Here is a 26,265-nt window from a genome sequence, read left to right as displayed (position 1 = left end):
CTTCCAATCAGCCCTTGGATCTCAATGCCCGCCGCTGAAAATCAGCGTCTTGAACGGCAGCAGCAAAGCCTGGATCCGCAGCAACAGCGCATGGACGAACCCGATCGCGTCGATGGCATGGAGGACGATCCGCCTTCCGGTCGAGGTCTTGGGATCGACGATCTGATCGTGATTGCTGGTATAGGCGTTGACGATGCAGGTGCTGCCGGCCGTCACGCCGTCGAGGCCACCCTTATAGAGCGGCTCGAGGAAAGCCAGGATTGTCCCCGGCTTCGCGAGATTCTGCGCCTCGAGGAGCTGTTCGCCAGTTCGAAACTGGCCAGCCGCGATGTAATCCTGTACGGAGGTCACGACCAGGGGAATGACAACCCATGGCTTCGAGATGCAGGTTGCCTCCGCAACCATGCCCTCCTTCATCACGCCGGCCTCGATCTGGCCGAAGCCGGCCTGCAGCCGCTCCCGTCCTGAGCCTTCAGGAATCAAGACGCCCGCGGGCCGCATCAGCTGATTGACCACATCGCCGGCGCGAACGAGAAACTGCTCGACGCGTCCATCGACGCCTGCGCGGACGAAGGTCTTGTCGAGGTCGACCTGCGCTTCTGCAAGGGTTGCCTCCGCACTTGCCTTCTGTGACGGCAGCAAGGTCGACACCTGTAGGGCCGCCGATTCTTTCGCAGCGGCGGCGGCATCGATCCCGGCCTGGCGCTGGTCGACGACGACCTGAAGCTTCTCGATATCACGCTGCGGCACGATGCCGGGATTGCGACGTTGCAGCTCGGTCTTGACTTCGAGCTCATCCTTGGCCTGCTGATAGCTCGCCCTGGCCTCCTGGATCTGCGCTTCTGCCTTGACGACGTCAGCCTTGGCCGACGCCATGGAAGCCTCGATCTCCGCCACCTTGCGCCTAGCCGTTTCCAGCGCCGCCGTCTGCTTCGAATTGTCCAGTCTGAAAAGGACCTCGCCCTTCTTCACGGCCTGACTGTAGCCGACATTGACCTCGGCGACGCGGCCCGATCCCTCGGGCAGAATCGGGACGGTCCGGAACAGCAACGCCGCGTTGGAGGTCGCCGGATGGAAGAAGAACACGCTGGTAATCAAGCCCACCGTCAGCATCAGGCAGCCAGTGATGCCCCATCGCAGCTCGTACCAGACGGAGAAGAGCGTGATCTCCTTGCCGAATCGCTTGCCCTGAACAAAGCGGCGGTAGAGGTAGTCCGGAAGGATGGTCAACACCGAGCAGATCAGAAGCTCAAGCATGGCTGCGCACCTTTTGGTCGGTGTCCACGTCCTGTTCGCTTCGACCGATCGCCGCCGGGGTGGCGATCGTGCTCACCTGCGTTACATCGTCCGCGGCAACCTCTGACGAACCGCTCGCGATCTTTTCCACGGATCCGGCGATGCTACGTAGCGGCGTCCCGAAGTCTGGAAGCTCGATCAGCGCAAGAACCAAGGCCGCAATCCAGTACAGATGCTCGTGCGTGAACAGGGCAATAAGGCCCAACACGGCGACGATCTCGAACTGCAGTTTCTGGGTCTTGTGTGCCATGCGCTCCGGCAGGCTGTGCAAATGCCAGTACAAAAGGCCTACCGCGAAAACGGCCACGATCAGGATGATGCCCGTCACGATCATCAGCGCGTCTGTTTCCCCGGGTGAGGTGATGTAGAACGGCAGATGATGTGGTGCCATTGGATGAAGCTGCTCGCTCAACGCGCCCTCCTGATCAGGGATCCGGCCGCCGCGGCCTCGACTGCAGTCTGGCGACGGTCGGCGTTGCTTTGTTGACTTGAATCAACGGAATGGAGCCTGCCCGGCCTAACCTACTCCAAAGCAGTGTAGCAGAGCAGCAGGAGACATCGTCAATGTCCGCCAATCTCGACACCCTGATCCCCAGTGCCACGCAGATTCGCAAGGAAGCTGCCCTCAAGGAGGCCGAAAAGGCGGAAGAATATGCCCGCCTTGCCGCCGCGGCAGAAGCCGAAAAGCGCGCTCTGATCGAGCGGCTGAGCAAGCCGTCCGGCAAAACTGAGGAAGAGAAGATCCAGCTCGCCGCGACCATCATTCAGCGTGCGGTGCGAAACGGGCTGACCGAGGTGCAGGTCTATCGCTTTCCCAACACGCTGTGCACCGACAAGGGGCGCGCCATCAACCAGCAGGAGCCGGGCTGGGAGAACACATTGACCGGTATCCCGAAGGAAATCTTCCAGCTCTGGACCGACTATCTGAAGCCGCGCGGCTACCGCATCAGCTACCAGATCATCGATTTTCCCGGCGGCATGCCCGGCGACATCGGCGTCACGATCTCCTGGGGCGACTGATCATCCCATGGCAAAGGACGAAGCCGGAACTCGGATGAAGCGCAAGACCTACGAAAAGGAGCTGGAAAAGCTCCAGGTTCAGCTCTGCCATCTGCAGGAATGGGTGAAAGAAAAGAAGCTGCGGGTCGTCGTGTTCTTCGAAGGCCGTGATGCCGCGGGCAAGGGCGGCACGATCAAGGCGATTACCGAGAAGGTCAGCCCACGCGTGTTTCGCGTGGTCGCCCTGCCAGCGCCGTCCGACCGTGAGAAATCCCAGCTCTACATCCAGCGCTACATGCAGCACTTCCCCGCCGGCGGCGAGGTCGTGATCTTCGACCGCAGCTGGTACAATCGCGCGGGTGTGGAATACGTCATGGGGTTTTGCTCGCCGGAGGACCACAAACGATTTCTCTCGCTGTGCCCGCAGATGGAAAAGCACCTTGTCGAGAGCGGGATCATCCTGATCAAGATCTGGCTCGAGGTCGGGATGGGCGAGCAGGAGCGTCGGTTCCGCGCCCGGATCGACGATCCATTGCGGCAGTGGAAGCTGAGCCCGATGGATACGGAATCCTATCGGCGCTGGTACGATTACTCCAAGGCTCGCGATTTGATGTTCGAGGCCACCAGCTCCAAGCACGCGCCATGGACCATCGTCCGGTCCGATGACAAACGACGGGCGCGGCTCAACTGCATCGCGCATCTCTTGGATTCGATCCCGTACAAGCGGATCAAGAAGGACAAGGTCAAGCTGCCGCCACGCTCCGAGAAAGGACGCTACAACGACCAGGCGAGCCTGCGGGGAATGAAGTTCGTCGAAGAGCGCTACTGAGCCTGGGCGTCCAGACTGAAAGATATAGGCCGCGCGGTGCGCGGCCTATTCGTCTGTCGATACGGACTACTTCAGCTTGATTGTGACTCCGCCGACGGCTGCCGACACTTCGGCACCCACCTTCGGTCCGCTGAGCTGCAGGATCACACCGTTGGCGTTCTGCAGTTGAACCGCTCCCGCACCGGCCGCCACGGCGCCGCCGGCCCCGCCGACCGCGTAGGAGCCTTCGATCGATGCCGGGCCGCGCAGGTTCAACGCACGCCCGACGAACTTAGTGGTCGAGGCCCCTACGGTCAAACCGACGCTCATGCCGGATACTGTGAACGGATAGTTCTTGCCGCGCAGGTGCAGCACGCCCTCGCCGCCTCCGACGCCGACGATGAAGCCGCCTTTGGTGAAGACCACGGCGACGCTGCCGGTTTCGGCGCGCGATGGCGCGCTGAAACTCACGACGCCGAGGACAAGAGCAGCAACAGCAACCAGTTTCTTCATGACTTTCCCCTGAGTTTGGCTCGCTATTGAGCCAGAAGCATTGCGAAGTAGCCGAACACGGTGAGCAGGATCCCCGAGACGGCATAGCCGACGGGGAAACCGATCCAGGGCACGGAGCTCTGGATCTCCACCGCAGCCTCCCGGCAAGGACCGGAATGCGAGCGCGCACCGGCCACGCCACCCATCAGCACGGCCGGATTGATCTTGAAGACGTGATACCCGATCGCCCAAACGATGAACGGCGGGATCGTGCAGGCGATGAAGCCGACAATGAAGATTTTCAGCGCAACCGCACCGGTGAGCTGGGCAAGGAGTCCGGCACCGGCATTGACACCGACGATGGCGACGAAAACCACGAGACCGAGATCCTCGAGCACGTTGCGCGCCGCATTCGGCGTATTGCCGAAGAAGCGCAGGCGGGACACGATCGAGGAGACGATCACACCCGACAGCAGCAGACCGCCGGCGTTGCCCAGGCCCACCTTGGCGCCGAACGCCGGGAACTCCACCATGCCGATCAGGAAGCCGATGATCATGCCGACCGACAGGGTCAGCAGGTCGGTCGACGTGTTGGTGCGGGCAATGCGGCCCCACATGTCGCCGAGCTCGTTGACCGCGGACTTCAGGCCGACGACGGAGACGATGTCCATCCGCTCCAGCTTGGTCTTCAGGCCGGCCGGAATCTGCACGCCGCCGCGCTCGACCTTGGTGACCTGCAACTGGCCGGCAATCGCGGTGTCACGGAAGGACTCGAAAGTGCGCCCCACCATGTCCTTGTTGGTGACGAGGATGTCCGCCTGGTCCATGGGAATGCCGAGCGTCTTGGCGTCGGCGACCTCGGGACCGATCAGGCCCATCTTGTCGGTGAGATGCTCGATCGAGCCACCCAGCGCGACGATATCGCCTTTTTGCAGCACGAGGTCGGCGTCGGCACCCTGCGGCTCGCCGTTCCGCCCCACGTTGACGATCCGGTACTCCGGATTCATCGCGCGGAATTTGGCGATGCTCATACCGGCGGTTGCGGGATTTTCCAGCCGATAGGCGCGCAGCCCGAACTGGCGATAGCCGGTGAGGCCGCCGCCTTCGAGATCCTTGACGCCGAACTCCTGCTCATACTGCTTTGCAGCGGCCTTGGCATCGACGCCCCACCAGCGCGGCAGGTATTTGCAAATCAGGATGATGCCGACGGTGCCCCAGATATAGGTGATGCCGTAGGAGAGCGCGATCATGCCGGATGCGTCCTCGGGCTTCATGCCCGCGGGCAGCTTGACGACACCGGACGTGACCGCCTGCTCGGCCGAACCGATGGCGGCGGACATGGTCTGCGACCCCGCGAGCATGCCGCCAGCCGCGCCGGTCGGTAACGCGAACAGCTTTGCACCGATGACCACCAGCGCAAGACCGAGCATGCTCGAGACGACCGCGAGTAGACAGAACTTGAGGCCATCGCCCTTCAGGCTGTTGATGAAGGACGGTCCGACGCGCAAGCCAACGCCGTACATGAAGAGGTAGTAGAACAGGCTCTTGGCGAAATTGTTCAGCTCGAGCTTCACGCCGTAGGTGGAAGCCCACACCGACAGGCCCGCCCCTACCACGATCGCGCCGGCAACCATGCCGAGACCATAGCCCTTGATGCTGGCCCGACCGATATAGACGGCAAGGCCGACGACGAAGAACAGCAGCAGATATGGATACTGCTGAAGGAATGTGAAAAAGCTCTGCATGTTCGGTCCCCTCTAAGATGCGGCCTTGAGCTTCGGCGCGGCCGCAGGCTTGGGCCTGCCGATCTTCGCCAAGGCTTCGGTGCGCACGAGCTTCAGGCCCTCCTTGGCGTCGTAACCATGGATCTCCTTGACATCGAGCTTGCGCATGAAGTCGATGGTCTCCTGGGTGATCACCTGGCCCGGCACCATGATCGGGAAGCCAGGCGGATACGGGATTACGAAATTTGCCGAGACAAGCTCGGGTCCTGCTTTCAGCCGCCGGTCGATCTCCGGGTCGTTGAGGCGGATGTGTTCGCAGCCTGCCGCATCGTAAGCTGCGTAGAAGCCGGTGCGGATGTCGCCCTCGTTCGTCTTCGCTCCAGCGTCGCCACGGAAGCTCGGGTGGAAATGCGAGAAGTTCGGCAGGTCCGGCACGTCGGTCATCAAGCTCTTGACCCGCGCCTCGAACGTCTTCCTCGCGTTAGCGCCTCCCTGCGCGAGGCCCCGATCGATCTCGCCAGCAATCTCGGCAAGCACCCGAACCAGGTGAGCGACGTCGCTGCGGGTGTTGTTGATGTTGGACTGGACCAGGATCGAATTGCGCGAAGTCTTGTTGACCTGAATGTTGTACTCACTGGCCAGGAGACCCTTGAACTGCGTGCCGTCGTAGCCAGCCGTTCCGCACACCAACGTCATGCGGGTCGGGTCGAGGCAGAACTCGTCCTCGTCGAGGCTCCTCAGCGTATTCGCCCAGTTCACGCCGGCCGCGAGATAGTCCGTAAAGCCGCTCTGGCGATACTGCGCCGGCACCATGGCGTCTGCGCCCAGCACGCGGAAGTATTTCGAGATCAGCGGATTGCTGTTGACGGCATGGCGAATGGCGAAAGCGATCTCGATCGCGTTGGCCACGAGGCCGTAACCTTCAAGCTCCATCTGCCGCCGCGAGATGTCAAGGCTGGCGATGAGCTGCTGGTTCGGGCTCGTGGAAGCGTGGGTGAACACCGCTTCCTTGAACTGCTGTTCGACTGTGTGGAATTCGACGTCCTTCACGGAGAGCATGGAGCCCTGGCGGATCGCTGACATCGATTTGTGGGTCGAATTGGTCTGGTAGACGCGAAGGCGGATCTGCCGGGGGTCAGGGATGAGCCTGGTCTTGAGCAGCACCTCGTCCGATGGGTTCTTGCCGAGTTCGGCCTGCTGCTTCTCATAGGCTGCCACGGACTTTGGATCGCGCATCCACGCCTCGATCTCGTTGGCGGCGCCCATGGCGGTGCGTCGACGCAGGAACGGCGAGAAGCGCGCGAACCCAAACCAAGCCTCGTCCCATAGGAAGATCAGGTCCGGCTTGATGGCGAGGCATTCCTCCATCACGCGGCGGGTATTGTAGATGTGACCGTCGAAGGTGCAGTTGGTCAGATCGATCATCTTGACTCGATCGAGCCGGCCGTCGGCCTTGGCATTGAGCAGCGCCTGCTTGATCGTCTTCAGCGGCACCGCGCCATACATCGAGTATTCCGTCATCGGGAAGGCTTCGACATAGAGCGGCTGGGCACCCGCCAGCACCATCCCGTAGTGATGCGACTTGTGGCAGTTGCGGTCGACGATGGCGATATCGCCGGGCGCGAGCAGCGCCTGCACCGCCATCTTGTTGGAGGTCGAGGTACCGTTGGTGACGAAGAAGACGCGGTCGGCGCCGAGCGCCCTCGCCGCCTTTTCCTGTGCTTTCTTGATGTTGCCGGTCGGCTCCAGCATGCTGTCGAGGCCGCCGGTGGTGGCGCTGCTCTCCGCCAGGAACAGGTTGGGGCCGTAGAACTCGCCCATATCGCGGATCCAGTCCGACTTGAAGATCGACTTGCCGCGGGCGATCGGCAGCGCGTGGAACGTCCCGATCGGCCGCTGCGCATATTTCTTGAGGTTGTCGAAGAACGGCGTGTCGTAGCGGTCCTGGATGCCTTCGAGGATCGACAGATGCAGCTCCAGAAGCTCTTCCACCGAATAGAAGATGCGGCGGACGACGCTGGCCTCGGGATTGCCTGCGAGTTCCTCTACGTCGCGGTTCGAGATCATGTAGAGGTCGAGTTCGGGACGAACCTTCTTGATGATCTGGGCAAGCCGCAGCGCCGAGGCGTCGGTTTCGTCCTTGAGACCGGCTGTCGCCATGATCGAGCGAAGGACAGGCGCGTCGTGGCGTGACCGCAGGCCAAAACCCTCGTTGATGACGACCGCGGCAATGTCTGGATTAAGCATGGTCGCGCAGAACGCGTCTTCGAGGCTGCCGACGATGACGGGCTCATAGACGAAGCCGTCGACCGGTCGACGCAGCTTGCGCCATTCGGCAGCGAGTGCCGGCCAATGGCTGGACGACACACCGGTCACGATGAGGGTTTCGAAATAGGGCCGGCGTACCGTGGCCCCGCCAAACGACGGCGGCACCAGTTCGGGCACGTCGCCATTGCCCTCGTCCTTCGCGCTCCAATCGCCGGCATGCTGACGGAACGACCGCGCCGCCAGCGCCTGGGCGATCTTCGTTGCAAGCGCAAACGATGTGGCCCCATCGCCCGCGGCTGCGGCTTCCCGCAGCGCCGCCATCAGGTGCAGACCGGGATAACCGTGAAACTCCTCGGTGACCGAGAGCTCGGCCAGCGCCGTATCGTAGGCCGCGCGATTGCCGACCCGCGCCCAAGTCTTCGCTGCTTCCACGAGATCGCGCCAATCATCCGCCCGCGCTCCGGGCCCGGAAAAGAATCGATCGATACGCTTTTCTGCGGAGTTGGCATCCTTGGACATGTCTCTCTCCCGATCCGAGGGCAATTGTGACGCGGGATCGTGGCCTTACGGACCTGCGCTCCATTGATCCAAGTCAACGGTCTGAATGATCTTGGACGACTTCATCGGCGCGCGTGCATCTCGCAACGCAAAAACGTTCAGCCGCCCTTCGGATCACTGTCGCCCAGCACGCTGTCGAGCGTCCGCAGCCATTGTGCGCTGTCGGTCTTTTCGGCGAGCCCCTCCGCACGGAGGAGATCACGCAGCTGCGCGTGCGCGCCAACAATGCAGAGCGCGATGTGACGAGAGGCGAGTTCGTCATAGAGTTCGTGCAGCATGCGGGCGCCGGCGAGATCGATATAGGGCGACGCCGAGAGATCGCAGACGACCAGCCTGATATTCGCCGACTTTCGCAGCGCGCTGAGCACAGCCGCAAGGATGGTCTCGGCGTTGATATAGAGCAGCGAGGCCTCAGGCCGGAAGGCGATCACGCCGACGAGGGGTTCCACACCTTCATGCCTGGCGCTGTCGGAATAGCGGCCGGTTCCGGGCAGCCGCCCGAGAAAAGCGATGTTTGGCTGCGACGCCCGCGCCAGCAGGAGGAAAATTGACGCAATCGCCGCGAGCAGCACGCCTTGAAGGATTCCGAGCAGCAGCACCGCGATCAGCGCGATGGCTGCCGCGTAGAAATCGATCCGACTGACTTTCCACATCCGCCATAGCGCCGGAATGTCCACCAATCTGTACACCGCCGCAAAGACGATCGCGGCCAACACCGCCTTGGGAAGATTGGTCAGCAGCCCCGTGAAGAACAACAGACACAGCGCCAAGGTCGTCGAGCAGATCAGCAGTGCGAGTGGCGTCCGCGCGCCGGCATTGTCGCTCACGGCCGATTGCGACAGGCCGCCGGCGACCGGATATCCGTGGCCGAATGCCGCGGCAAGGTTGGCAGCGCCCAAGCCAAGAAACTCCTGACTAACGTCAAGCACATATCCGTGCTTGGCAGCGAAGCTGCGCGCGGCCGAGACGCCTTCGATGTAGGCCAGCAAGAGGCAACCCGCCGCGATTGGAAACAGCTCTTCGGGCTCGACCAGGCCCAAGGTCGGAACGGCAAGGGTCGGCAGACCCTCGGGAATCTTGCCGGTGACCGGTACTCCCATGGCCGGCAATCCAAGCAGCGTGGCCGCCACGATCGAGAGCGCCACGATGGTGATGCCGACCGGCCGTCCCGGCAGGTGCCGCTCGCCGAGCAGCAACAGCAGGAGCGAAACGGCACCGACGGACAACACAAGCAGATTCGTATCGCCAAGCTGGCCTACGATTTGGATGGCTCGTTCGAAGAAATTGCGACCGCCGCCGGGAATGCCGAACAGGCTCGGCAACTGGCTCATGATGATGGTGAGTCCGGCGCCCGCCTTGAAGCCGACTAGGATGCTGTCGCTGACGAGACGAACGAGACTGGACAACTTGAACAACCAGGCGATCAGGCAGAGCAGCGCCACTGCGCAGGCGACGAGGCTGGCAATCTGCGCATAGCGAACCGGATCGCCTGCTGATAGCGAGCCCACGGTCCCCGCGATCATCAGCGAGATGGCCGACGTCGGGCCGATGGCGAGTTGGCGGGAACTTCCCAGCAGCGTGTAGCCGATACCGCCGAGAATGTAGCCGTAAACTCCGAGCTGCGGCGGCAAGCCTGCAAGGGCGGCATACGCGAGCGACACAGGAATTGCGTACGCGGCCAGTGTCACGCCCGCCACCGTGTCGGAAGGCAGCCACGCCACCCGATAGTCGGAGAGCCAGCGGAAAGGCGGAAAGAGCCGCGCCCAGCCGGCCCGTGGTTCAGATGGCGGCTTCATGAGCTCACCTCGGAGCGCACGACCTCGCAGCGCAGCAGCACGATCAGCAAAGCAATCACAGGAAGCCCCAGCGCGAGGTCGGGAGCGGCCTTGGTCATTAGAGCACCGAGAGCCGCGCCAAGGCCGAAGGCACCGCACACGGCCGTAAAAATGCCAGAGCGACGCAATGTCCCGACCGAAGCACCGCCGGCAGCCACCGCAAAGATGCCCTCGATCGCCTGGCGCATGTTACCGGTGATCATCACCGTGCTGTATGTCGCGCCCTCAACCTTGGTGAAGATCGCGGCTTGCATCGCGGCGACAAGTGAGATCCCCAGCGTGCCGGCAATTTCGGGCATCCGATTGTGAAGAATGCCGATACCGATCAGGAGCAGAATCTCAATCAAGGTACTGATGGCGCTGGCTCTATCTCCCGCAGCGCGGCGCAGCCAGGCGGCGATCACAATTCCGACCGCAAAGGCCAGTATCGGGGGGACAAACTGCAGCGCCCTCGTCCAATCGCCAGCCATCCCGTAAACCCAGACGAACACGAGATTCGCCGTCTGCGCATTCGCCATCACACCGTGAATGATCCAGGTATAGGCATCCAGGCAGCCGCCAGCGAAAGCCAGCAGCAGCGCGACGGTGATCGTTTCGTCGCGGCGCAGTAATAAAGTCGGAGCAATAGCCTGTGAGCTCATATCCGAGATGTCGTGTGCCGCCGATCCGGCTGATGCCCGATTGACGTCGCTCCGGTGGAGAGAAGGCTTGACTTGGATCAAAGCTCTGCGGGGCTTTGAGAATTCAACTTCATCGGGTACACATGCGCTGGGGAATGGCGACCATGGACACCGTCAGGTGGATCATCTCCACCGCTCCCGAAATCTTTCTGCTGCTTGCGGTTGCTCTTGGGACCTTGCTCGGCCGGATCAGGATCCGCGGTTTCTCGATCGGCACCACCGCCTGCACGCTCATCGTCGCCGTACTCATCGGCCAACTCGGCAGCTTCGCGTTTCCGTCGGTGCTGCGGGTGATCCTGTTCAGCCTGTTCGTGTTCACGATCGGCTACAAATCGGGACCTGAATTCTTCGCCTCCTTGAGCATCCGTACTTTGGCCCAGGTCGCCATGGCGCTCGTGCTTGGCGGGACCGGCCTGATCATCGTGCTGGCGTTTGCCTTCACCGTTGGACTCGATCCAGGCACCGCTTCCGGCCTGGCTGCAGGTGCACTGACGCAATCCTCGATCATCGGCACAGCCTCGGGAGCCTTGGCACAGCTTGGTCTGCCGAAGGCCCTGCTCGAGCAACAAGAGGCGAATATCGCGGCCGGCTACGCCGTCACTTACGTCCTCGGCTACATCCTGACTCTCATCTACGTGCCGTTCGTCGCGCCCAAGCTAATGGGGGTGAACCTCAAGGACGAAGCCAAGAAGCTCGAGATCGAGCTCTCCGGCGGCGAGCCACCCAAGACCGAGAACCTGCACTATCGCAAATTCCAGGCGCGCGCCTATCGCGTCTCGGCGGCCGCGGGCCGAACCGTGAAGGCGATCGAGGACGAGATCGGCAGCCGCACCGTCATCGAGCGAATCGTACGTCAGGGAAACGACGTTGAACCCCATCTCGACACCGTGCTCGAGGCCGGCGATGACATCGTGATCGCCGGACGGACAGCGGTGATCGTCGCCGCGCGTCCCGTGCTCGGCACCGAGATCGACGCCGACGAGATCCTGAAGGCGATGCCGGGCAATGTCGTCGACGTGCTCGTCGATAACCGCGATCTCCACGGCCGATCGGTCCAGGACATCGCCGATCGCGTCGGCAGCAATGCGCGCGGCGTGTTCCTGCGGACCCTGACCCGGATGGGGCGCGAGGTGCCGCTCAGCCCTGACACGCGCGTCTATGTCGGCGACGTGATGACGCTGGTCGGCACCAGCCGCAACATCGAACGCGCAGCGGCACAGGTCGGACAGATCTTGCGCGCCGGCGACCGTACCGACATCGCCTTTCTCACGGCGGGAATCGCCGCCGGCCTACTGGCTGGCCTGATCAGCTTTAAGGTCGGAGGCATCGCGCTGACACTCGGCGGTGGAGGCGGCGCCTTGATCGCCGGCCTCGTCTGCGGCTGGCTGCGGTCGCGCCGACCGACCATGGGCGCGATGCCGCCCGCCGCGCAGCAGACGCTGAGCGACCTCGGCCTCGGCGGTTTCATAGCCGCCATCGGCCTCGGCAACGGCCATGCGGCCTGGATCGCGATCCAGGCGCATGGTGTGCTGCTGGTCGGAATGGGTCTTGTCGTCACGCTGGTGCCGCTGATCGTGGCGACGCTGTTCGCTTATCACGTGCTGCGCATGAACCCGGTCGTTACGTGCGGTGCACTGGCAGGAGCCATGACGGTCGACGCTGCCGTCACCGGCGCCTGTGAGGTCGCCGAAAGCCAGACGCCGGTGCTCGGCGTCGCGGTGCCTTATGCTGTGGGCAACGTCGTCCTGACGGTGCTGGGCCCAATCATCGTGGCGGCGACATTTGCGGGATGAGGAGGAGAACGGAATGCGCTCGTATTCCTTGATCCAAACCCTGTTGCGAACGGTGCTGCTGCTGCCGGCTTTCTGGATCGGGATGGCCCGTGCGGATGACCAAGCGCAGCGACGCATACAGGAAGAGGTCTGGGCTTTGCCGCTGCCGCTCCCGATGTTTGCCTATCTGGTGCGTCCCGTCGGCGACGGTCCCTTCCCGCTGGTGATCATGAACCACGGCGTCTCGCTCAACCCGACCGAACGCAGCTTCTTTCCGCTGGTCGAGTTTCGTGATGCCGCCAAATGGTTCGCCAGGCAGGGCTATCTCGTTGTGGCGCCCGTCGGCACCGGATATGGGGCTTCCGCAATCGACATCCCCGAGCGCGGCATCTACGGCCCATTCTTCTCGAAGGTGGGCAAGTGCATCAATCCGAATTTCCGCGACGCGGGTCTTGCCGTCGCCCAGGTCGACCTCTGGATCATCCAGTACATGGTTGCCGAGAAGCGCGTCCTGCCAGACGGCGTGGTCGTGGTCGGACAATCCGCCGGCGGATGGGCAGCGATCGCGCTGTCCAGCCTGAACCCACGGCAGGTCGGGGCGATCATCACCTTCGCCGCAGGTCGCGGGGGGCGGGTCGACGGCAAGCCGAACAACAACTGCGCACCGGACAAGCTGGTCGAGACGACCGGTGAATTCGGTCGCAGCTCGCGGGTGCCGATGCTGTGGATCTACATCGAGAACGACACGTTCTTCGGCCCGGCATTGTCGAAGCGGATGCATCAGGCCTTCACCGCCGCCGGAGGCAAAGCCGAATACCACCTGGTGCCGCCATTCGGCAACGAAGGGCATTATTTCATCGGCTCGCCCGATGCCATTCCGATCTGGTCCCCTCTCGTCACAAGGTTTCTCGATGCGCGGAAGTGATGACCATTGCCGACATCAGGAGGAGCAAGACATGCATGCTCGCAATCAGAACTCCGCTCGCCGCTGGATCGGCATGGCCGGCTTTGCGACTCTGCTGTCCATCGCCATGGCAGCGCCGGTGTTCGCCGAGATCACGCCTCGCGGGCAACGACTCGCGAACGACATTAAGTACGGCGAGTGGAAGAAGCTCTGCTTCAAGGCCGCGGGGGCCCCGCTGCTCTGCAGGACCTCGATCTCGGGTACCTATGAGACCGGACAGATGGCGGTTCGGATTGATCTGATCGAACGCGAGAAAGGAGGTAATCCGCGCCTGCAGATCTTTGTGCCCGTCGGCATGTACCTGCGCGCACCGGCCAAGCTGAAGGTGGATGCCGGCGCGTCCCACCCGATTCCCTATAATTGGTGCCTCAGCAACGGCTGCATCGCAGGCGACGTCGCGAGCTCGAAGCTGATCAAGGAAATGGACGGGGGAAAGGCGCTGACTCTGGAGGTCGTCGATTCCAACTTGCTGTCGCTGTCCACCTCCCTGCCACTCGCTCAATTCAGGGCCGCCCACAATGGACCGCCGGCGCAGACCCTGGAGCAAGACATCGAGGAGTGAGCACGCAACCCCGAATCTTCTCACGCGTCATATTCGGCAAGCCCCTTACGGTCCAGAAGCACGATCTGCCGCTGCGTCGCGCCCTCGAACCTCAGCATCTTGTGGTCGCGGAGTATGGAGCAAGCGCGCGAGACCGTTTCGAGGGTCAATCCGAGATAGTCGGCGATGTCGCGACGGCTCATAGGCAGCATCAGAATTCTGGGGTGACCTAGCCGCTCGTCGAGTTCGAGCAGAAACGCCGCCACCCGCTCCAGCGCCGTCTTCCGTCCAAGCAGAAGCATGTGATTTTCTGCATGCTGCAGATTGCGCGTGACGAGGCCGAGAAAGCTGGAAGCGCCGGATTCCCGGCTTTGCATTGTTTCAAGAAGGCTGCGCCGTTTGGTAATGCGAACCCTGGTCTCGACCACCGCCTCGGCAGTGAAACGATGGGTGGCGCCGTTCTCGAGCCCGAACATGTCACCTGGCAGGTGGAAAGAATTGATCTGGCGGCGGCCGTCTGAGAGCAGCTTGTAAGTCCGCACCGCACCGGAGATGATCTGGTAGACGTACTCCGTTTCCTCACCTTCGCCGAAGACTTCCATCCCTCTACGATACCTGAACTCACTGCAGAACACGCGCTCGCCGGCGAGTGCTGCGAGATGCCCGTCAACCGGACGGATGCTGGAGGTGTTGGTCCTGAGCAGCATCTGGAAAACTCCGACTGAATTAACAATGCACGAATGTTATGCAGGCGGCGGCCGAGCGAATTTGATCTGCAGCAACTTAGAGTGTCACCTACGTAATCTCCCGGAAGCGGCCGGCCACGCGCTTGCAAGTTCAACATCAAAGTGCCGGATTGCCAAAAGCCGATAGGGCGCTGAGAAGGGGCGGATTTGCGTCGGATCAACAATGCGCGCCGAAACTCACTTAGCTTGCAGCACTCTTGAGGATGCGTCCGTCGCGTGCTCGGCGCCGACAAGCGATCGGCCTGATCACATCTGGGCGCCACCTTTCTGTCGCAATTCGCGAATGCTTAAAAAGAAACGAAATGCCTGCACGCCTGTCTTCATCCCTAATCTTGACCGTAATTCTGCTCCTCGGCGTCGCCGGTCAGAGCGCTCAGGCCGCAGTCACGGTGCGAGTTCAGCTTTCCACCCAGACAATGCTGGTCAGCGTCGACGGAGCCGAGTATGCGACTTGGCCGGTCTCAACGGCGCGGCGTGGTTACCGCACTCCCACTGGCACATACCGACCTTATTCTCTCCAGCGCATGCATTACTCGAAGCTCTACGACTTCACACCGATTCCCTATTCGATCTTCTTCCATGGCGGATACGCAATCCATGGGACATATGAGATCCGCAATCTGGGCCGTCCTGTGTCGCATGGGTGCATCAGGTTGGCGCCCGACCAAGCGCAATCGCTGTTTGAATTGATCCGAGTTCAGGGAGCGCAGAATACGACGATCGAGATCTCGCCCTGACCGCAGGCACCTTTGCTAAAGGTCCTAGCCTGTCCTCTGGACCGGCGCAGCGTCCGCGAAGCACCGACCCGGTACGTCAATGGGAGGCTTGCAGACCGCTTTGCCAGATTTGAGCAGATCTCGCGGTTGCAGACGCACCGGCACTTTGTCCAGCGCTCTACGCCTCAGTTGCAACGATGGCAGCCTGTCGCTCTTCCCCGAGCGATTGGCGGCTTGCTGGAGGGAGGACTGAGGTCCTGCCGAAAGGCCAGGCAGTGGAACGGCCCGGTGAACGGCCATCGCGGTCGTCATGCCCGCGATATAGACGAGGGAATGCAACGTGAGTGTCTTGAAAAGCATGATGCTGCTCATTCCACTGGTGTCCGTTCTGGACATCGCCCCACGTGATAGCAAAGGCTAGATCGAGGTCGGGATACCAAGATTGATCTGACGCAAATCCCGGGCCGCCTCCGCAATCCTCCTCAGTAATACCTGTCGGACGGCCAAACAGAACCCCGGCTCAAAGCCGGGGTTCTGTCGTTACGCAGACTGGAGCGCCAGCTTCATCGGCGCTCGATCCGGTCTACGGGGCCGTCGCGATTTATTGGAGTTCCGGGCCACTTCGCTCGGCGCTCATGTTTGCGGCGGGTAAAGCAGGCTGAGAGCCTCACCGCGAAGCTCAGTAGCAAGGTGGATACGGATAGTACCCGCAGGCCCTCGGATACCGATACGCACCATAAGCTGCAGCTCCCGCAGCGGCAGCGCCGTAATAAGCACGGCGATGCACCCGGCGATGGACACCCGCCACGCTCATCGGCGTCAGCGGTCGCCCGACCCTGGCCTCGGCACTATTCAGGGATACGGTGACCAGACCCGTCGATGATGGTTGGAGCGACAGCGGCGCTAGTACGAAGATCGATGCAGCCGCGATCAGTCCAAAATGCTTGGAAATTCCCGTCATGCTCGTCTCTCCCAATTTGCTGGTGATCGAGCCGAGCGTGCGTTCGTCCCGTCGTTGGATCGTTGACGAAGATCAACAGAATTCGATTGAATCGGCGAGCGGGAATGAGAGTGCCGGGCGGCCAACAACAGGCCCAGCTAGGCTGGACGCCCGCACACCGCCTCGACCAAGGCAATCAGCGAACCCGGCTTGAAGGGCTTGTTCAGATAAGCTGCGCAGCCGGACGTCATCGCCGCCGACCGACAGTCTTCGCTGTTGTTGCCGGTGACGAAGATGACGGGCACCTCGATACCCCTGGCCACCAGCTGACGGCGCAGATCGATTCCGGATTCGCCAGCCAGATCGATGTCGAGAACGATGCAAAGAACCTGATCATAGTTTTGATGCTGAAGCAGCGCCCCGGCCGAGTCGAACAGCATGGTGTCGTACCCATGCTCGCGGAGAAGCCGCCTCATGCTTCTTCGGAAGGACGGGTCGTCGTCGACCACGAAAATTGATCTGTCTGCAAGCACGAGACCGGGCCTTGTTTCGAGACGAGCGGAGGCGGCGCGCGCTCCGCGATTTTGTCGTGGCGCATTGCGCGCCTCGCAAGGCCGTCCGGTCAATAACCTATGATATTGGCCTTTCGTACAGGGTGGCGGCCACGCGTGCCTGCAGGCGTAATGCCTAGTCCTTCGAAGCGTTTGCATCGATCAACCCAAGTCGCTCGGCGATCGACACGAGTTCTGCGAACGAGTGGACTCGCATCTTTTCCATGACCTGGTGGCGATGCGCCTTGATGGTGCGCTCCGTCGTTCCGAGTTCATGAGCGATTTGCTTGTTGATCTTGCCCCGCACGATGAGGTCGAAGACCTGCCGTTCGCGCGGTGTCAAGGACGACAGGAGCGCGCGAAACGCATCGAGCTTGTTCCGCTGACTCAGTGCGGCATCGTGACGGGCCAAGGCGCGCTCGATGGCCTCGATCAACTGTTCTGAGGACACAGGCTTCGTCAGGAAATCCTCGGCGCCAGCCTTGATCGTCCGCACGGTAGTGGCCGTATCGGCGTAGCCGGTCACGAAGACGATCGGCAATGTCAAACCCATATCGAGCAGCCGAGCCTGCAGATCGGGACCGCTCAGCCCCTGCATCTTGACGTCGAGCAGCACGCAGGCCTGCTTCTCACCGCTCGGGGGGCGAGACAGCAACTCCTCCGCCGAAGAATATACCAGGACGTCGTAGCCTGCCAGTTTAAGCCGGCGCTCTATCGCCGTCCGGAACGACGCGTCGTCGTCTACCACATGAACCAGACCGGGCAACTTTACCTCTTAATCGCAATATTTGAAGCAACGCCTCTTTGTCAGAACGCCAGCCATCTTGCGTTAGATCACCAAGCAATCTGTCTGTCTGAATGAATTTGTACTCAGCAGAATTGGTCAATCGAAACACATTGCACAAAGTTGAAGATGCTTGTCGGCCCTTCTCATCCCGCGCACGAAACTTCGACCCTGTCCCAAAGTACAATGTCCCCAGAGACAATGGACGGGAATATGCTCTTTAGTCGTAAATCAACCTCGGCGGGAGTTCGATAGCGCGGCGCATTCCCGACGATGGAATTTCGATCTGCTAGGCGATTTCAGCGACTCTTTGAGGAGTTGGCCATGTTTGTGCGCAGCACCACCGCCCCCAGACCCCGCCCCAGCTCACTGCGCGACCTCGGTATGACCAGCAATTCTAATACAATGGTCAGCTTAAACGAGTTCACTTACAAGAAGGGGACCGAAATTTACGGCGAGAAGGAGCCAGCCGAATACGTCTATCAAGTCAAGACTGGCGCGGTGCGAAGCTACAAGCTTCTCTCGGACGGGCGGCGCCAGATCGGCGCGTTTCACCTTGCCGGCGACATCTTTGGCCTGGAGAACGGCAGTTTGCACCGCTTCACGGCTGAGGCGATCGTTGATACCACCGTCAGGCTGATCCGCAGGCAAACGCTGGAGCTGGTGGCGGACAACGATCCTGTCGTTGCCAACAACCTGCTCAACATGACGACGACCAACCTCCAGCACGCCGAAGATCATATGCTGCTGCTGGGCCGCAAGACGTCGCTGGAACGGGTCGCTGCCTTCATCCTGGAGATGGATCAGCGACTGACCAGGGCTGACGTGATCGCGCTGCCGATGTCGCGACGCGATATCGCCGACTATCTTGGCCTGACGCTGGAAACGGTGTCGCGCGCCTTGTCCCGACTGCATGAATTCGGTATCATCGATTTCATCGGCAACACGCAGCGCCAGATCGTGCTCTCGGACCGTCAAAAGCTAGCCACTATCGATCTGCAGGGCTGAATCCGCCGGCGCCGATCGCGACGAGGTGCTCGAGCGTCTTGCGCAGAACTTCGAACAGCACGGCAGTTGACCAGCCGAACAGAAGAATGCCGTTCATGGCGGTCATTGGTCCCGTCAAGCGCCATGCTTGATGCGGCGTGATGTCGCCGTAACCCAGCGTGGTGTAGTTGACAAAGGCAAAATAGAGCAGATCGGATTCCGCTGGCGCAGCGCCGAGGATCAAATAGGCGAGCGCCCAGACCAGAACCTCCAACGTGTGCGCGAGCATGAGCACCGCAGCGGTCGCGACCATCACCGCCATCAGGTGTAGCCTTGGTCGGTGCGTGTGCCTCAATCCGGCGGCCCGAGCGATGCCGATGGCACCGACCGTCACGATCGCGTGGATCATGATGTTGATCGCGCTGACGAAACCGCCGGCCAGGAATTGGATTGCCAACACAGCCGAGCGCAATTCAACTGCGCTTGCGCGAGATTGGATCGAGACGCTGCCTTTGTGCTCTCATGCGTTTGATCTCTTTTTGCAGCGCCTCGGTCTTCTCATCGCGCTGCTCCGTCCCGGTCTTCTGCAGTTCGTCGCGGCGCAGCTTTTCGAGCGCCTTCTCAACCGAGAGCTTGGTCGTGCCTGCCATGATATTGTCCTCGTCCCGTCGTTGCCGATAGCGATGCCGCTATCTCGCTAATCCTCCGAACCACGCCCCGAAATAGCCGGCATAGAGCGCCGGGATTTCGAGGTTCATCGAATGGCCCACGCCGGGCACGATCACCAGCCGGCAGTCCGGCATAGCGGCCGCCATGGTCCTCAAGTCGGCCGGCGGAATCCATCCGTCCCGCTCTCCCCACAACACCAGGTGCGGATGCCGAATTTTGGCCATGCGGCGCTCCAGCTCCTTGCTCTCCCACTCCCGGTTGAGGTTGACGGGTGTGCCGATCCAGATGCCCTCGGAGACGCTGAAGGTCTGCTCGAGGATCCGCTCGAACAGACGCTGGATGTCTCCCAGTCCTTCTCGAAACCGAGGCATGGTGTTCGGCGCAAGACTGTCGGGAACGAACAATGAGGAGGCCGCGGTGGCCATCACCGCCCGCGTCACTTCCCTGCTCGCCATCATCGCCCGAAACACGTCAATCTGACCGGCATTGAAGGCCATGCCGAGCGGCGTAACCGGATCGAGCGCGAACACCCGCCCGAACCGTTGCGGCTGCATCAGCAGCATCCGCGCGGCGATGATGCCGCCGGTGGAATGGGTGGCGAGATGGCAGAACTCGATTCCGAGCGCATCGAGCGCGGCCAGCAGATCCTGCGCATGTTGCTGCATCGCGTAATTGGCATAGTCCGCGGCCGGCTTCGGCCGGTCGCTGTCACCGCAGCCGCGCCAGTCGATGCCGATCACGCGGATCCCCGAGGGGAACAGCGGTGCGGCGAGTTCGATCCAGTCTTTGCTGGCGAGATTGCCGTGGATGAAGACGACCGTGACTTCGCCTGCTCCCCACTCTCGCCAACCCAACTGAACCTCGCCCGCCTGCACTCTTGACATGATCGTGGCCTACTTGTTCAAGCCAGCCGTGGGAGCCGCGCCCGGGGGCGTCGGCGCCACCGGCAACGCCGAGACCACGGCGCCCTTGATCATGCGATCCGTGCCCATCGGAGAAGAGGTGTCGACCGTTCCTCTGGTCACGAAATCGACGATGTCGGCCGGGAATTCCACCGGATTATCCGTGTGGATGAAGTGCCCCGTGTCCGGATAGATCTTCAGCATGGGCCGGTTGCCCGCATTGGTCATCCGGGTCATGAACGGCGTGATTGCGTCACGGCCCAGATCCGTCAATCCGTTGAACGCCGGCGTCGGGATGAAAGGCTCCTTGTCGCCGAATGAGAGGAAGATCGGCGCTCTGATCTGGGTGAGCCGCTCGTAAAGGTTCTTCGGATCGTCCTGCTGGAGTTCGGCCCCAATGGTGTAGATGTCGTAGATGAAGACGTTGCACCACTGTTCGAGCTCCCTGGGGTTGCTTTTGGTCAGGCCGACGCGCTGCTCGGTGTGGAAGCGGGCATATTCGCTGTCGCTGAAGAAGTAGCCGCTCTTGGCAGCCGAGACAGCGCCGGTCTCCGGATCGCGCTTCTTGAAGTAGAAGAAGTCGCGGATGTTCTGCTCATCGCGCGCCTTCTCCGCGGCGAGGATGCCTGTCTGGCCCCAGGTTGCGTTCCACTTGTCGAAGTCGTGATCGAAACCCTGATCGAACAGCTTTGCCTTCTTGTTCTTTGCGATGGTGATCTCGCGCGGATATTCCTCGAGACCGGATGGCGCTTCGAGCGCGAGCCCCTGCACCGCGTCCGGCCAGGTCAGCGCATAGCCCATCACGAACTGGCCGCCGAGCGAATGGCCGAGATAGTAGGCCTTCTTCACGCCGAGCTGGTTGACGACGAGGTCGTAGATGACTTCGCGCATGTCCTGCATGGTGCGCGCCGGACTCTTGTCGAGATTGCCAGGTCCGGACATGCCGTAGTGCGGAAGATCAGGCGCGATCACGCGCAGGCCGCTGCGCAGCGCATATTGCATGACGTTGCCGTAGTGGCCCGCAAAGGCGCCCTTGCCGTGGATGATCACCAGCACCTTCGGATCCTTGTCGGTTCCGGCATACTCGTCCATGTAGCCGATCTGCCAGGAATTGCCGCTCTTGTCCTTCGCGTTGGCGTATTTGACCGGATACGGATAGGTCACGAAGTCCTTCCAGAAGGATTTCTTCGGATCGATGTTTTCCGCCACGCCGGGCACGCGGTAGTTCTTGTCAACGAAGGTCTGTGCGCGATCCAACGCCGCGACGTCGTCCATGAAAGCGACGAACTTCGGATCATTCTTGCGCTGATTGATGATCGGGAACACACCGTAATGGGCGACCGGGCTCTCCTGCGCGATGAGATCTGCGCCGGGAACACGGTCAACAGCCTTCTCAGCCAACTTGAAATTCAGCCAGAGATCGTTGGTGATGTGCATCACCAGCGTGCGCGCGCGAATGCGACCGAGATAGGGATTGACGTTGTGGGTCTCGCCGACCCGGTTACGCCAGACGAGGTCGACGGCGTCGTAGAGCTTGGCACGGTTGATGACGTTCAGCGCTGCTTTCTCGTTCGGCGGATCCCAGTAGAAGATTTCGGGCTGCACCGCGCTCCAGTTCTGAGTGGTGCGGAAGGCGAAATCATAGCCCGTCATGCCCAGAATCGACCAGCCGAATGCAAGCCCTGGAACAGGATGCTTCTCCTTCGGCAGCTTGTAATAATCGCCCTTGGTCTGCTGCCACACCGGATCCGACTGGATTGCGGCCGTCATCATCTGGAAGGTCCAGTTGCCGACGGGATCATCGCCGTCTGATTGCGTGGTGCCACCAATCGGCATCAGCGCGCCCATGAACTCCGGATGCATCACGCCCCAGACGTAGGTCTGGGTGCCGCCCATCGAAACGCCAGTAATCAGTGCAGCGCGGGCGATCTTCAGGCCATCGTGCAGCATGCGGTAGTTGGCCTGCACCATGTCGTAGTAGCTGTATTGAGGGAATTTGATCCCGAGCCCATCAGAGGGCTTGCTTGCGCCCCAGGTGCCGAGCGGATCGACCATGACCACGTAATAGCGATCGGTATCGATCGGCCTGCCCGGACCGATGATCGGCACGCCACCGGACAACGCAGCGCCCTTGACCCACTGCTCGTACATATCGGTGGAGTCGCCGGAATAATAGGAATTGACGATCACGGCGTTGGTGATCTCGCCTGCCGCGTTGCGACGAGGGGTTCCGATTGCGATATAGGCGGTCCGCAGCTTCCCGGCGCCGAGAGATTCTAGCGTGACGCCGCCCTCGCCGCCATTCTCCCATTTCGAGGAATCAGACAGATCGTATTTGCCGCCAAGACGGAAGTCTGAAACCTCGTAGGTCTTCTTCAGCGCGTCATGCTGCATCTGAGACGAGCGACGCGTGAATGGCTGCGCAAGGGCAAACGAGGTGCCGATCAGCAGCAGAACCAAGCTCACGAGAAGGCGACGAACGGCCTGATTCCCATCCATGGCAAATTCCTCCAGATCATATTCTGCTTGGAGGCTAGGTGCAGTTGTGCGCCGTCCTTTGACTTAACTCAACGGATTGCGGAAGTTCTGACTGAGGATGTTTCGGCACCAAATTACCCGCTGGATTGTCGCAATGCCTTTCCTCAGCCACGGCCCGTATCGGATCCGCTACGAGCTTGACGGCCCTGCCGACGCGCCGGCCTATGTGCTGGTGAACGGTCTCACGCAATACGCCGAGCTGTGGACCGCCTATCGCGATGCGCTCATCGCGCGAGGATACCGCGTTGCAACGTTCGATTTGCTCGGCCAAGGCGAGTCCGACAAGCCTGCCCTCTTCATCAGTCAGGACGATCAGGTCGAGATTCTGCACCTCCTGATCCAAGAGCTCGGCAACGGCCCGGTGTTTCTGAGCGGCATCAGCTTCGGAGGTCTGATTGCACTGCGCTATGCGATCCAGCATGGCAAACGGCTGGCGGGGCTGGTGCCGATGAGCTGCTTTGCCGAACTGCCACCGCAGCTCTACCTGCTAGGCAACGCGTTGCGGACCGGGCTGATTCTTGGCGGCACGAGCTACCTTCAGGATTTGCTGCTGCCGATGAACGTCTCCGACCAATGGCTGGCGCCGGTGCTGGACAAGCTCGACAGCGTGAAGCGGCAGGGCTGGCTGGTCAACGACGTTTACGCTCTGCAGAACCTGATGGAATCCTTCCTCGACTTCCAACCCCTCACACCGCAGCTGCCGTCGATCAGCATACCGACGATGATTCTCAACGGCGAGTTCGATTTTCTCACGCCACGCGCCCTGCATGAAACACTGCGCCTTCAGATTCCCAACAGCTCTCTCGTCATCATCCCGCGGGCTTATCATGCCTTCACATTGGAGAAGCCGGCCCTCACCGCCGATTTGCTCGCCCGCTTCGCTGATGACGTGCTGGCCGGACGTTGGCACGGCAACAAGTCGGTATGGATCGCCCCGGAAGAGGCGGGCGGCGACCTCATGCCGTTTCCTGCCGGCTACGATCACCTGCGTGCAATCCCGGTCAAGGGAGCAGTCGCATGAGCGCCTTCTTCGGTCCGCTCGATTCCGATGGCCGCGTGTCTGCCCGACAGCAGACCCGCGTCGCGAGCTTCCTGATCTCAGCGCACGGCGCGCTGGGACGTCGCTTCGCGCTCGCTTTACCCCTCAGGATGGAATCAGCCTGGCAGACCGAGCTGAACGCGCAATTCTACAACCAGTCTGAGATCGTTTCCCTGCTCCTGCGGGCAACCAGTTGGACGACGGATCTTGCCTTGGCCTATCTCACCGCCGCATGGGAGATCGCTTGGCTCCCTGCACCGGTGGAGAGGATTCCCGATCACTCTCTCGCACTTGCGGTCGATCTCGCAACACTTGCGCACGCCGTTCATGCCGGCATCCGGCCGGCGGCGCTGCTTCCTGTGGAGGCGAACCCGAACGATCCCTTCTCGATGGCGCTACGGCGTGTCGAGTTTGAGAGCGGTCGATTGCTGCAGGCGCAGATCATGTTCCTGAAGGGAGAAATCCTCCTGCCGTATCGCGACACCGTGAGCACCGCGCTCGAGCGGCGCCATGTGCAGATACGCAAATTGTGGTGCGAGATGCTGGAAGGAATCGATATTTCGCGTAGCGAGAATGGCGCGAAGGCTTGACCCAAATCAAAGGAATACGCTGACCACCCGCCGACATTCAGGCGGCGAACTGACCGGAGTTCTCAACATGAAGGCCGTTTCCGTCGAAGAAGCCGTTGCGATGATCCCAACCGGCGCCAGCGTGATGGTCGGAGGTTTCATGGGGGTCGGAACGCCCGAGCGTCTTCTCGATGAACTCGTGCGGCAGAACAAGAGCAATCTCACGATCATCAGCAACGACGCAGCCACGCCCGGCAAAGGCGTCGGCAAGCTGTTCGATGCCGCGCTGGTATCACGGCTGACGGCCACCCACATCGGGCTCAATCCGAAGGCGCAGCAGCAAATGCTGACGAACCAGGTCGCGGTTGATCTCATTCCGCAGGGGACCTTCGCCGAGCGCATCCGTGCCGGCGGTTGCGGCCTGGGTGGCGTGCTCACGCCGACGGGGGTCGGTACGCTGGTCGCCGAAGGCAAGCGCCAGATCGAGGTTGATGGCAAGCCATACCTGCTCGAAACCGCGCTGCGGGCACAGTTCGCGCTGGTGCATGCCTTCCTCGCCGATTATCTCGGCAATCTCTCCTACGCCCTGACCTCCCGCAATTTCAATCCGGTGATGGCGATGGCGGCGGATACCGTCATTGTGACGGCGGAGCACATCGTGCCGGTGGGCGTCATTGCGCCGGATCACGTCATGACACCGGCGCCGCTCGTCGACTACCTCATTGCGAACTCGAATGGGTGAACTCATGGACGCACAGGAGATCATCGCCCGCCGCGTCGCGCAGGAGCTCAAGCCGGGCAACCTCGTCAATCTCGGCATCGGCATCCCGACGCTGGTCGCCAACTATGTCTCGCCGAATTTGAAGGTCTTCTTCCAGTCCGAAAATGGGCTGATCGGCACCGGTCCTATTCCCGAGCAGGGGATGGAGCATCCGCTGCTCACCGACGCCGGCGGCCGTCCGATCAGCGCCCTGCCCGGCGCAAGCACGTTCGACAGTGCGATGTCCTTCGGGTTGATCCGCGGCGGCCATGTTGACGTCACCGTGCTCGGCGGCCTCCAAGTCGATGCGCACGGCCACCTCGCCAACTGGATGATCCCGGGCAAGATGGTGCCGGGCATGGGCGGAGCCATGGATCTGGTCAGCGGCGCCAAACGGGTCATCGTGGCCATGCAGCATGCGGCGAAGGGCAAATCCAAAATCGTCAAGCTATGTGACCTGCCGCTGACATCGGATCGACCGGTGAGCCTCGTGGTCACCGACCTGGCAGTGATTGGCTTTCCGGGTGGCAAAGCGACGTTGCTTGAGACTGCGCCCGGTGTCAGCGTCGGCGAGGTCATGGCAGTCACGGACGCCGATCTCGTGGTCGGCGACACCGTCCCGGAAATGAAGATCTGAGCGGGGGAAGCAGGATGCGGATATTCAGCGACTTCAAAGAAATCAAGGCGGCTGTGGGCACCGAGATCGGGGTGAGCGACTGGGTCGAGATTACCCAGGAACGGATCAACCAGTTTGCGGAGGCCACCTGCGACGAGCAGTGGATCCACGTCGACCAGGAGCGTGCCAGGAAGGAGATGCCCGGCGGTAAGACCATCGCCCACGGGCTTCTGTCGCTGGCGCTCGCACCTCTCTTCATCCGATCGGTGATCGGCCTGAAGGGCCTGCGCAATACTCTCAATTACGGCGCGGACCGGATTCGCTACCTGGCACCCGTGCCGGCGGGATCCAGACTACGAGGACGCGTGACCATTGCCGAAGCGGAGGACGTGCCTCCCGACGGCTTGCGCGTGAACTATCATCTCGTGATCGAGATCGAAGGCGGCGCGAAGCCGGCCTGTGTCGCCGAGCTGATCGCGCTGCACTATCGCTGAGTGCTGGCGCGATCAAC

At 61.6% G+C, this 26,265-nt stretch carries 26 protein-coding genes; 12 read left to right on the top strand and 14 right to left on the bottom strand.

What is annotated here, in order from left to right:
• Nucleotides 1–21: 21 nt before the first annotated feature.
• Both P6U31_RS08520 and P6U31_RS08515 read right to left on the bottom strand, forming a co-directional pair.
• Entirely contained in the window at nucleotides 22–1,257 is a 1,236-nt protein-coding gene (locus P6U31_RS08520) for an HlyD family secretion protein (protein ID WP_407187762.1), read from the bottom strand.
• Nucleotides 1,250–1,708: a hypothetical protein gene (locus P6U31_RS08515; RefSeq protein ID WP_407187761.1), complete on the bottom strand. Its 459-nt coding sequence runs from the start codon at nucleotides 1,706–1,708 to the stop codon at nucleotides 1,250–1,252. Before P6U31_RS08515 ends, P6U31_RS08520 begins: the two co-directional genes overlap by 8 nt.
• A gap of 152 nt (nucleotides 1,709–1,860) precedes the next feature.
• Between P6U31_RS08515 and P6U31_RS08510 the strand changes: the two genes are divergently transcribed.
• A complete protein-coding gene (locus P6U31_RS08510) occupies nucleotides 1,861–2,316 on the top strand; it encodes a hypothetical protein (RefSeq protein WP_407187760.1) in 456 nt (151 codons plus the stop codon).
• A gap of 7 nt (nucleotides 2,317–2,323) precedes the next feature.
• A complete protein-coding gene (ppk2, locus tag P6U31_RS08505; RefSeq protein WP_407187759.1) occupies nucleotides 2,324–3,124 on the top strand; it encodes a polyphosphate kinase 2 in 801 nt (266 codons plus the stop codon).
• A gap of 66 nt (nucleotides 3,125–3,190) precedes the next feature.
• Here the strand turns inward: ppk2 and P6U31_RS08500 are convergent, their stop codons facing one another.
• The 5 genes from P6U31_RS08500 to P6U31_RS08480 form a co-directional block, all read right to left on the bottom strand.
• Complete coding sequence (locus P6U31_RS08500) at nucleotides 3,191–3,616, bottom strand: hypothetical protein (protein WP_407187758.1); 426 nt, start codon at nucleotides 3,614–3,616, stop codon at nucleotides 3,191–3,193.
• Nucleotides 3,617–3,639: 23 nt separating this feature from the next.
• Nucleotides 3,640–5,340 carry an aspartate:alanine exchanger family transporter gene (locus tag P6U31_RS08495; RefSeq protein WP_407187757.1) on the bottom strand — a complete coding sequence of 567 codons (1,701 nt, stop codon included), beginning with the start codon at nucleotides 5,338–5,340 and terminating at the stop codon, nucleotides 3,640–3,642.
• Nucleotides 5,341–5,352: 12 nt separating this feature from the next.
• The gene (locus P6U31_RS08490) at nucleotides 5,353–8,106 is read right to left on the bottom strand and encodes a decarboxylase (RefSeq protein WP_407187756.1); all 2,754 of its coding nucleotides are present in this window, start codon (nucleotides 8,104–8,106) and stop codon (nucleotides 5,353–5,355) included.
• 137 nt (nucleotides 8,107–8,243) lie between these two features.
• Complete coding sequence (locus tag P6U31_RS08485; RefSeq protein WP_407187755.1) at nucleotides 8,244–9,941, bottom strand: SulP family inorganic anion transporter; 1,698 nt, start codon at nucleotides 9,939–9,941, stop codon at nucleotides 8,244–8,246.
• Nucleotides 9,938–10,621 (bottom strand): YoaK family protein, encoded by a 684-nt coding sequence (locus tag P6U31_RS08480; protein WP_407187754.1) that lies wholly within the window; start codon nucleotides 10,619–10,621, stop codon nucleotides 9,938–9,940. Before P6U31_RS08480 ends, P6U31_RS08485 begins: the two co-directional genes overlap by 4 nt.
• A 143-nt stretch (nucleotides 10,622–10,764) precedes the next feature.
• Between P6U31_RS08480 and P6U31_RS08475 the strand changes: the two genes are divergently transcribed.
• From P6U31_RS08475 to P6U31_RS08465, 3 genes are read left to right on the top strand one after another with little or no spacing between them, the layout of a single operon-like run.
• Nucleotides 10,765–12,453, top strand: coding sequence for an aspartate:alanine exchanger family transporter (locus P6U31_RS08475; RefSeq protein ID WP_407187753.1), 1,689 nt, complete (start codon nucleotides 10,765–10,767; stop codon nucleotides 12,451–12,453).
• Nucleotides 12,454–12,466: 13 nt separating this feature from the next.
• Nucleotides 12,467–13,357, top strand: a complete 891-nt coding sequence (locus tag P6U31_RS08470) for an alpha/beta hydrolase family protein (RefSeq protein ID WP_407187752.1) — start codon at nucleotides 12,467–12,469, stop codon at nucleotides 13,355–13,357.
• Between the two features lie 31 nt (nucleotides 13,358–13,388).
• Complete coding sequence (locus P6U31_RS08465; protein WP_407187751.1) at nucleotides 13,389–13,958, top strand: invasion associated locus B family protein; 570 nt, start codon at nucleotides 13,389–13,391, stop codon at nucleotides 13,956–13,958.
• Between the two features lie 20 nt (nucleotides 13,959–13,978).
• Here the strand turns inward: P6U31_RS08465 and P6U31_RS08460 are convergent, their stop codons facing one another.
• Entirely contained in the window at nucleotides 13,979–14,644 is a 666-nt protein-coding gene (locus P6U31_RS08460; RefSeq protein ID WP_407187750.1) for a helix-turn-helix domain-containing protein, read from the bottom strand.
• 341 nt (nucleotides 14,645–14,985) lie between these two features.
• Between P6U31_RS08460 and P6U31_RS08455 the strand changes: the two genes are divergently transcribed.
• Entirely contained in the window at nucleotides 14,986–15,420 is a 435-nt protein-coding gene (locus tag P6U31_RS08455) for a L,D-transpeptidase (protein ID WP_407187749.1), read from the top strand.
• A 1,077-nt stretch (nucleotides 15,421–16,497) separates the two neighbouring features.
• Here P6U31_RS08455 and P6U31_RS08450 read toward each other — a convergent pair.
• Both P6U31_RS08450 and P6U31_RS08445 read right to left on the bottom strand, forming a co-directional pair.
• Nucleotides 16,498–16,848 carry a response regulator transcription factor gene (locus P6U31_RS08450; RefSeq protein ID WP_407187748.1) on the bottom strand — a complete coding sequence of 117 codons (351 nt, stop codon included), beginning with the start codon at nucleotides 16,846–16,848 and terminating at the stop codon, nucleotides 16,498–16,500.
• Between the two features lie 178 nt (nucleotides 16,849–17,026).
• On the bottom strand, nucleotides 17,027–17,656 hold the full coding sequence (locus tag P6U31_RS08445) for a response regulator transcription factor (protein ID WP_407187747.1): 630 nt from the start codon (nucleotides 17,654–17,656) through the stop codon (nucleotides 17,027–17,029).
• A 342-nt stretch (nucleotides 17,657–17,998) separates the two neighbouring features.
• Between P6U31_RS08445 and P6U31_RS08440 the strand changes: the two genes are divergently transcribed.
• A complete protein-coding gene (locus tag P6U31_RS08440; RefSeq protein ID WP_407187746.1) occupies nucleotides 17,999–18,682 on the top strand; it encodes a helix-turn-helix domain-containing protein in 684 nt (227 codons plus the stop codon).
• Here P6U31_RS08440 and P6U31_RS08435 read toward each other — a convergent pair.
• The 4 genes from P6U31_RS08435 to P6U31_RS08420 are packed head-to-tail and all read right to left on the bottom strand — an operon-like array spanning nucleotide 18,663 to nucleotide 22,731.
• Nucleotides 18,663–19,118, bottom strand: coding sequence for a potassium channel family protein (locus tag P6U31_RS08435; protein WP_407187745.1), 456 nt, complete (start codon nucleotides 19,116–19,118; stop codon nucleotides 18,663–18,665). The two genes, P6U31_RS08440 and P6U31_RS08435, sit on opposite strands and share 20 nt — an antisense overlap.
• Nucleotides 19,119–19,134: 16 nt before the next feature.
• Nucleotides 19,135–19,311: a hypothetical protein gene (locus tag P6U31_RS08430; protein WP_407187744.1), complete on the bottom strand. Its 177-nt coding sequence runs from the start codon at nucleotides 19,309–19,311 to the stop codon at nucleotides 19,135–19,137.
• A 39-nt stretch (nucleotides 19,312–19,350) separates the two neighbouring features.
• Entirely contained in the window at nucleotides 19,351–20,214 is an 864-nt protein-coding gene (locus P6U31_RS08425) for an alpha/beta fold hydrolase (protein WP_407187743.1), read from the bottom strand.
• A 9-nt stretch (nucleotides 20,215–20,223) separates the two neighbouring features.
• Nucleotides 20,224–22,731, bottom strand: a complete 2,508-nt coding sequence (locus P6U31_RS08420; RefSeq protein WP_407187742.1) for an alpha/beta hydrolase — start codon at nucleotides 22,729–22,731, stop codon at nucleotides 20,224–20,226.
• Between the two features lie 133 nt (nucleotides 22,732–22,864).
• Between P6U31_RS08420 and P6U31_RS08415 the strand changes: the two genes are divergently transcribed.
• The 5 genes from P6U31_RS08415 to P6U31_RS08395 all read left to right on the top strand — a co-directional run bounded on the left by P6U31_RS08415 (nucleotide 22,865) and on the right by P6U31_RS08395 (nucleotide 26,248).
• Entirely contained in the window at nucleotides 22,865–23,791 is a 927-nt protein-coding gene (locus P6U31_RS08415; protein WP_407187741.1) for an alpha/beta fold hydrolase, read from the top strand.
• Nucleotides 23,788–24,399, top strand: coding sequence for a hypothetical protein (locus tag P6U31_RS08410; RefSeq protein WP_407187740.1), 612 nt, complete (start codon nucleotides 23,788–23,790; stop codon nucleotides 24,397–24,399). The genes P6U31_RS08415 and P6U31_RS08410 overlap by 4 nt, the downstream gene beginning before the upstream one ends.
• A 67-nt stretch (nucleotides 24,400–24,466) precedes the next feature.
• Nucleotides 24,467–25,120, top strand: coding sequence for a CoA transferase subunit A (locus tag P6U31_RS08405; protein ID WP_407187739.1), 654 nt, complete (start codon nucleotides 24,467–24,469; stop codon nucleotides 25,118–25,120).
• 4 nt (nucleotides 25,121–25,124) lie between these two features.
• Nucleotides 25,125–25,775 (top strand): 3-oxoacid CoA-transferase subunit B, encoded by a 651-nt coding sequence (locus P6U31_RS08400; protein WP_407187738.1) that lies wholly within the window; start codon nucleotides 25,125–25,127, stop codon nucleotides 25,773–25,775.
• Nucleotides 25,776–25,789: 14 nt separating this feature from the next.
• The gene (locus P6U31_RS08395; RefSeq protein ID WP_407187737.1) at nucleotides 25,790–26,248 is read left to right on the top strand and encodes a MaoC family dehydratase; all 459 of its coding nucleotides are present in this window, start codon (nucleotides 25,790–25,792) and stop codon (nucleotides 26,246–26,248) included.
• Nucleotides 26,249–26,265 lie beyond the last annotated feature (17 nt).

The sequence above is a fragment of the Bradyrhizobium centrosematis genome, assembly GCF_045571495.1.
Taxonomy (GTDB): Bacteria; Pseudomonadota; Alphaproteobacteria; order Rhizobiales; family Xanthobacteraceae; genus Bradyrhizobium; species Bradyrhizobium centrosematis.
This window is presented reverse-complemented; position numbering and strand designations above follow the sequence as displayed.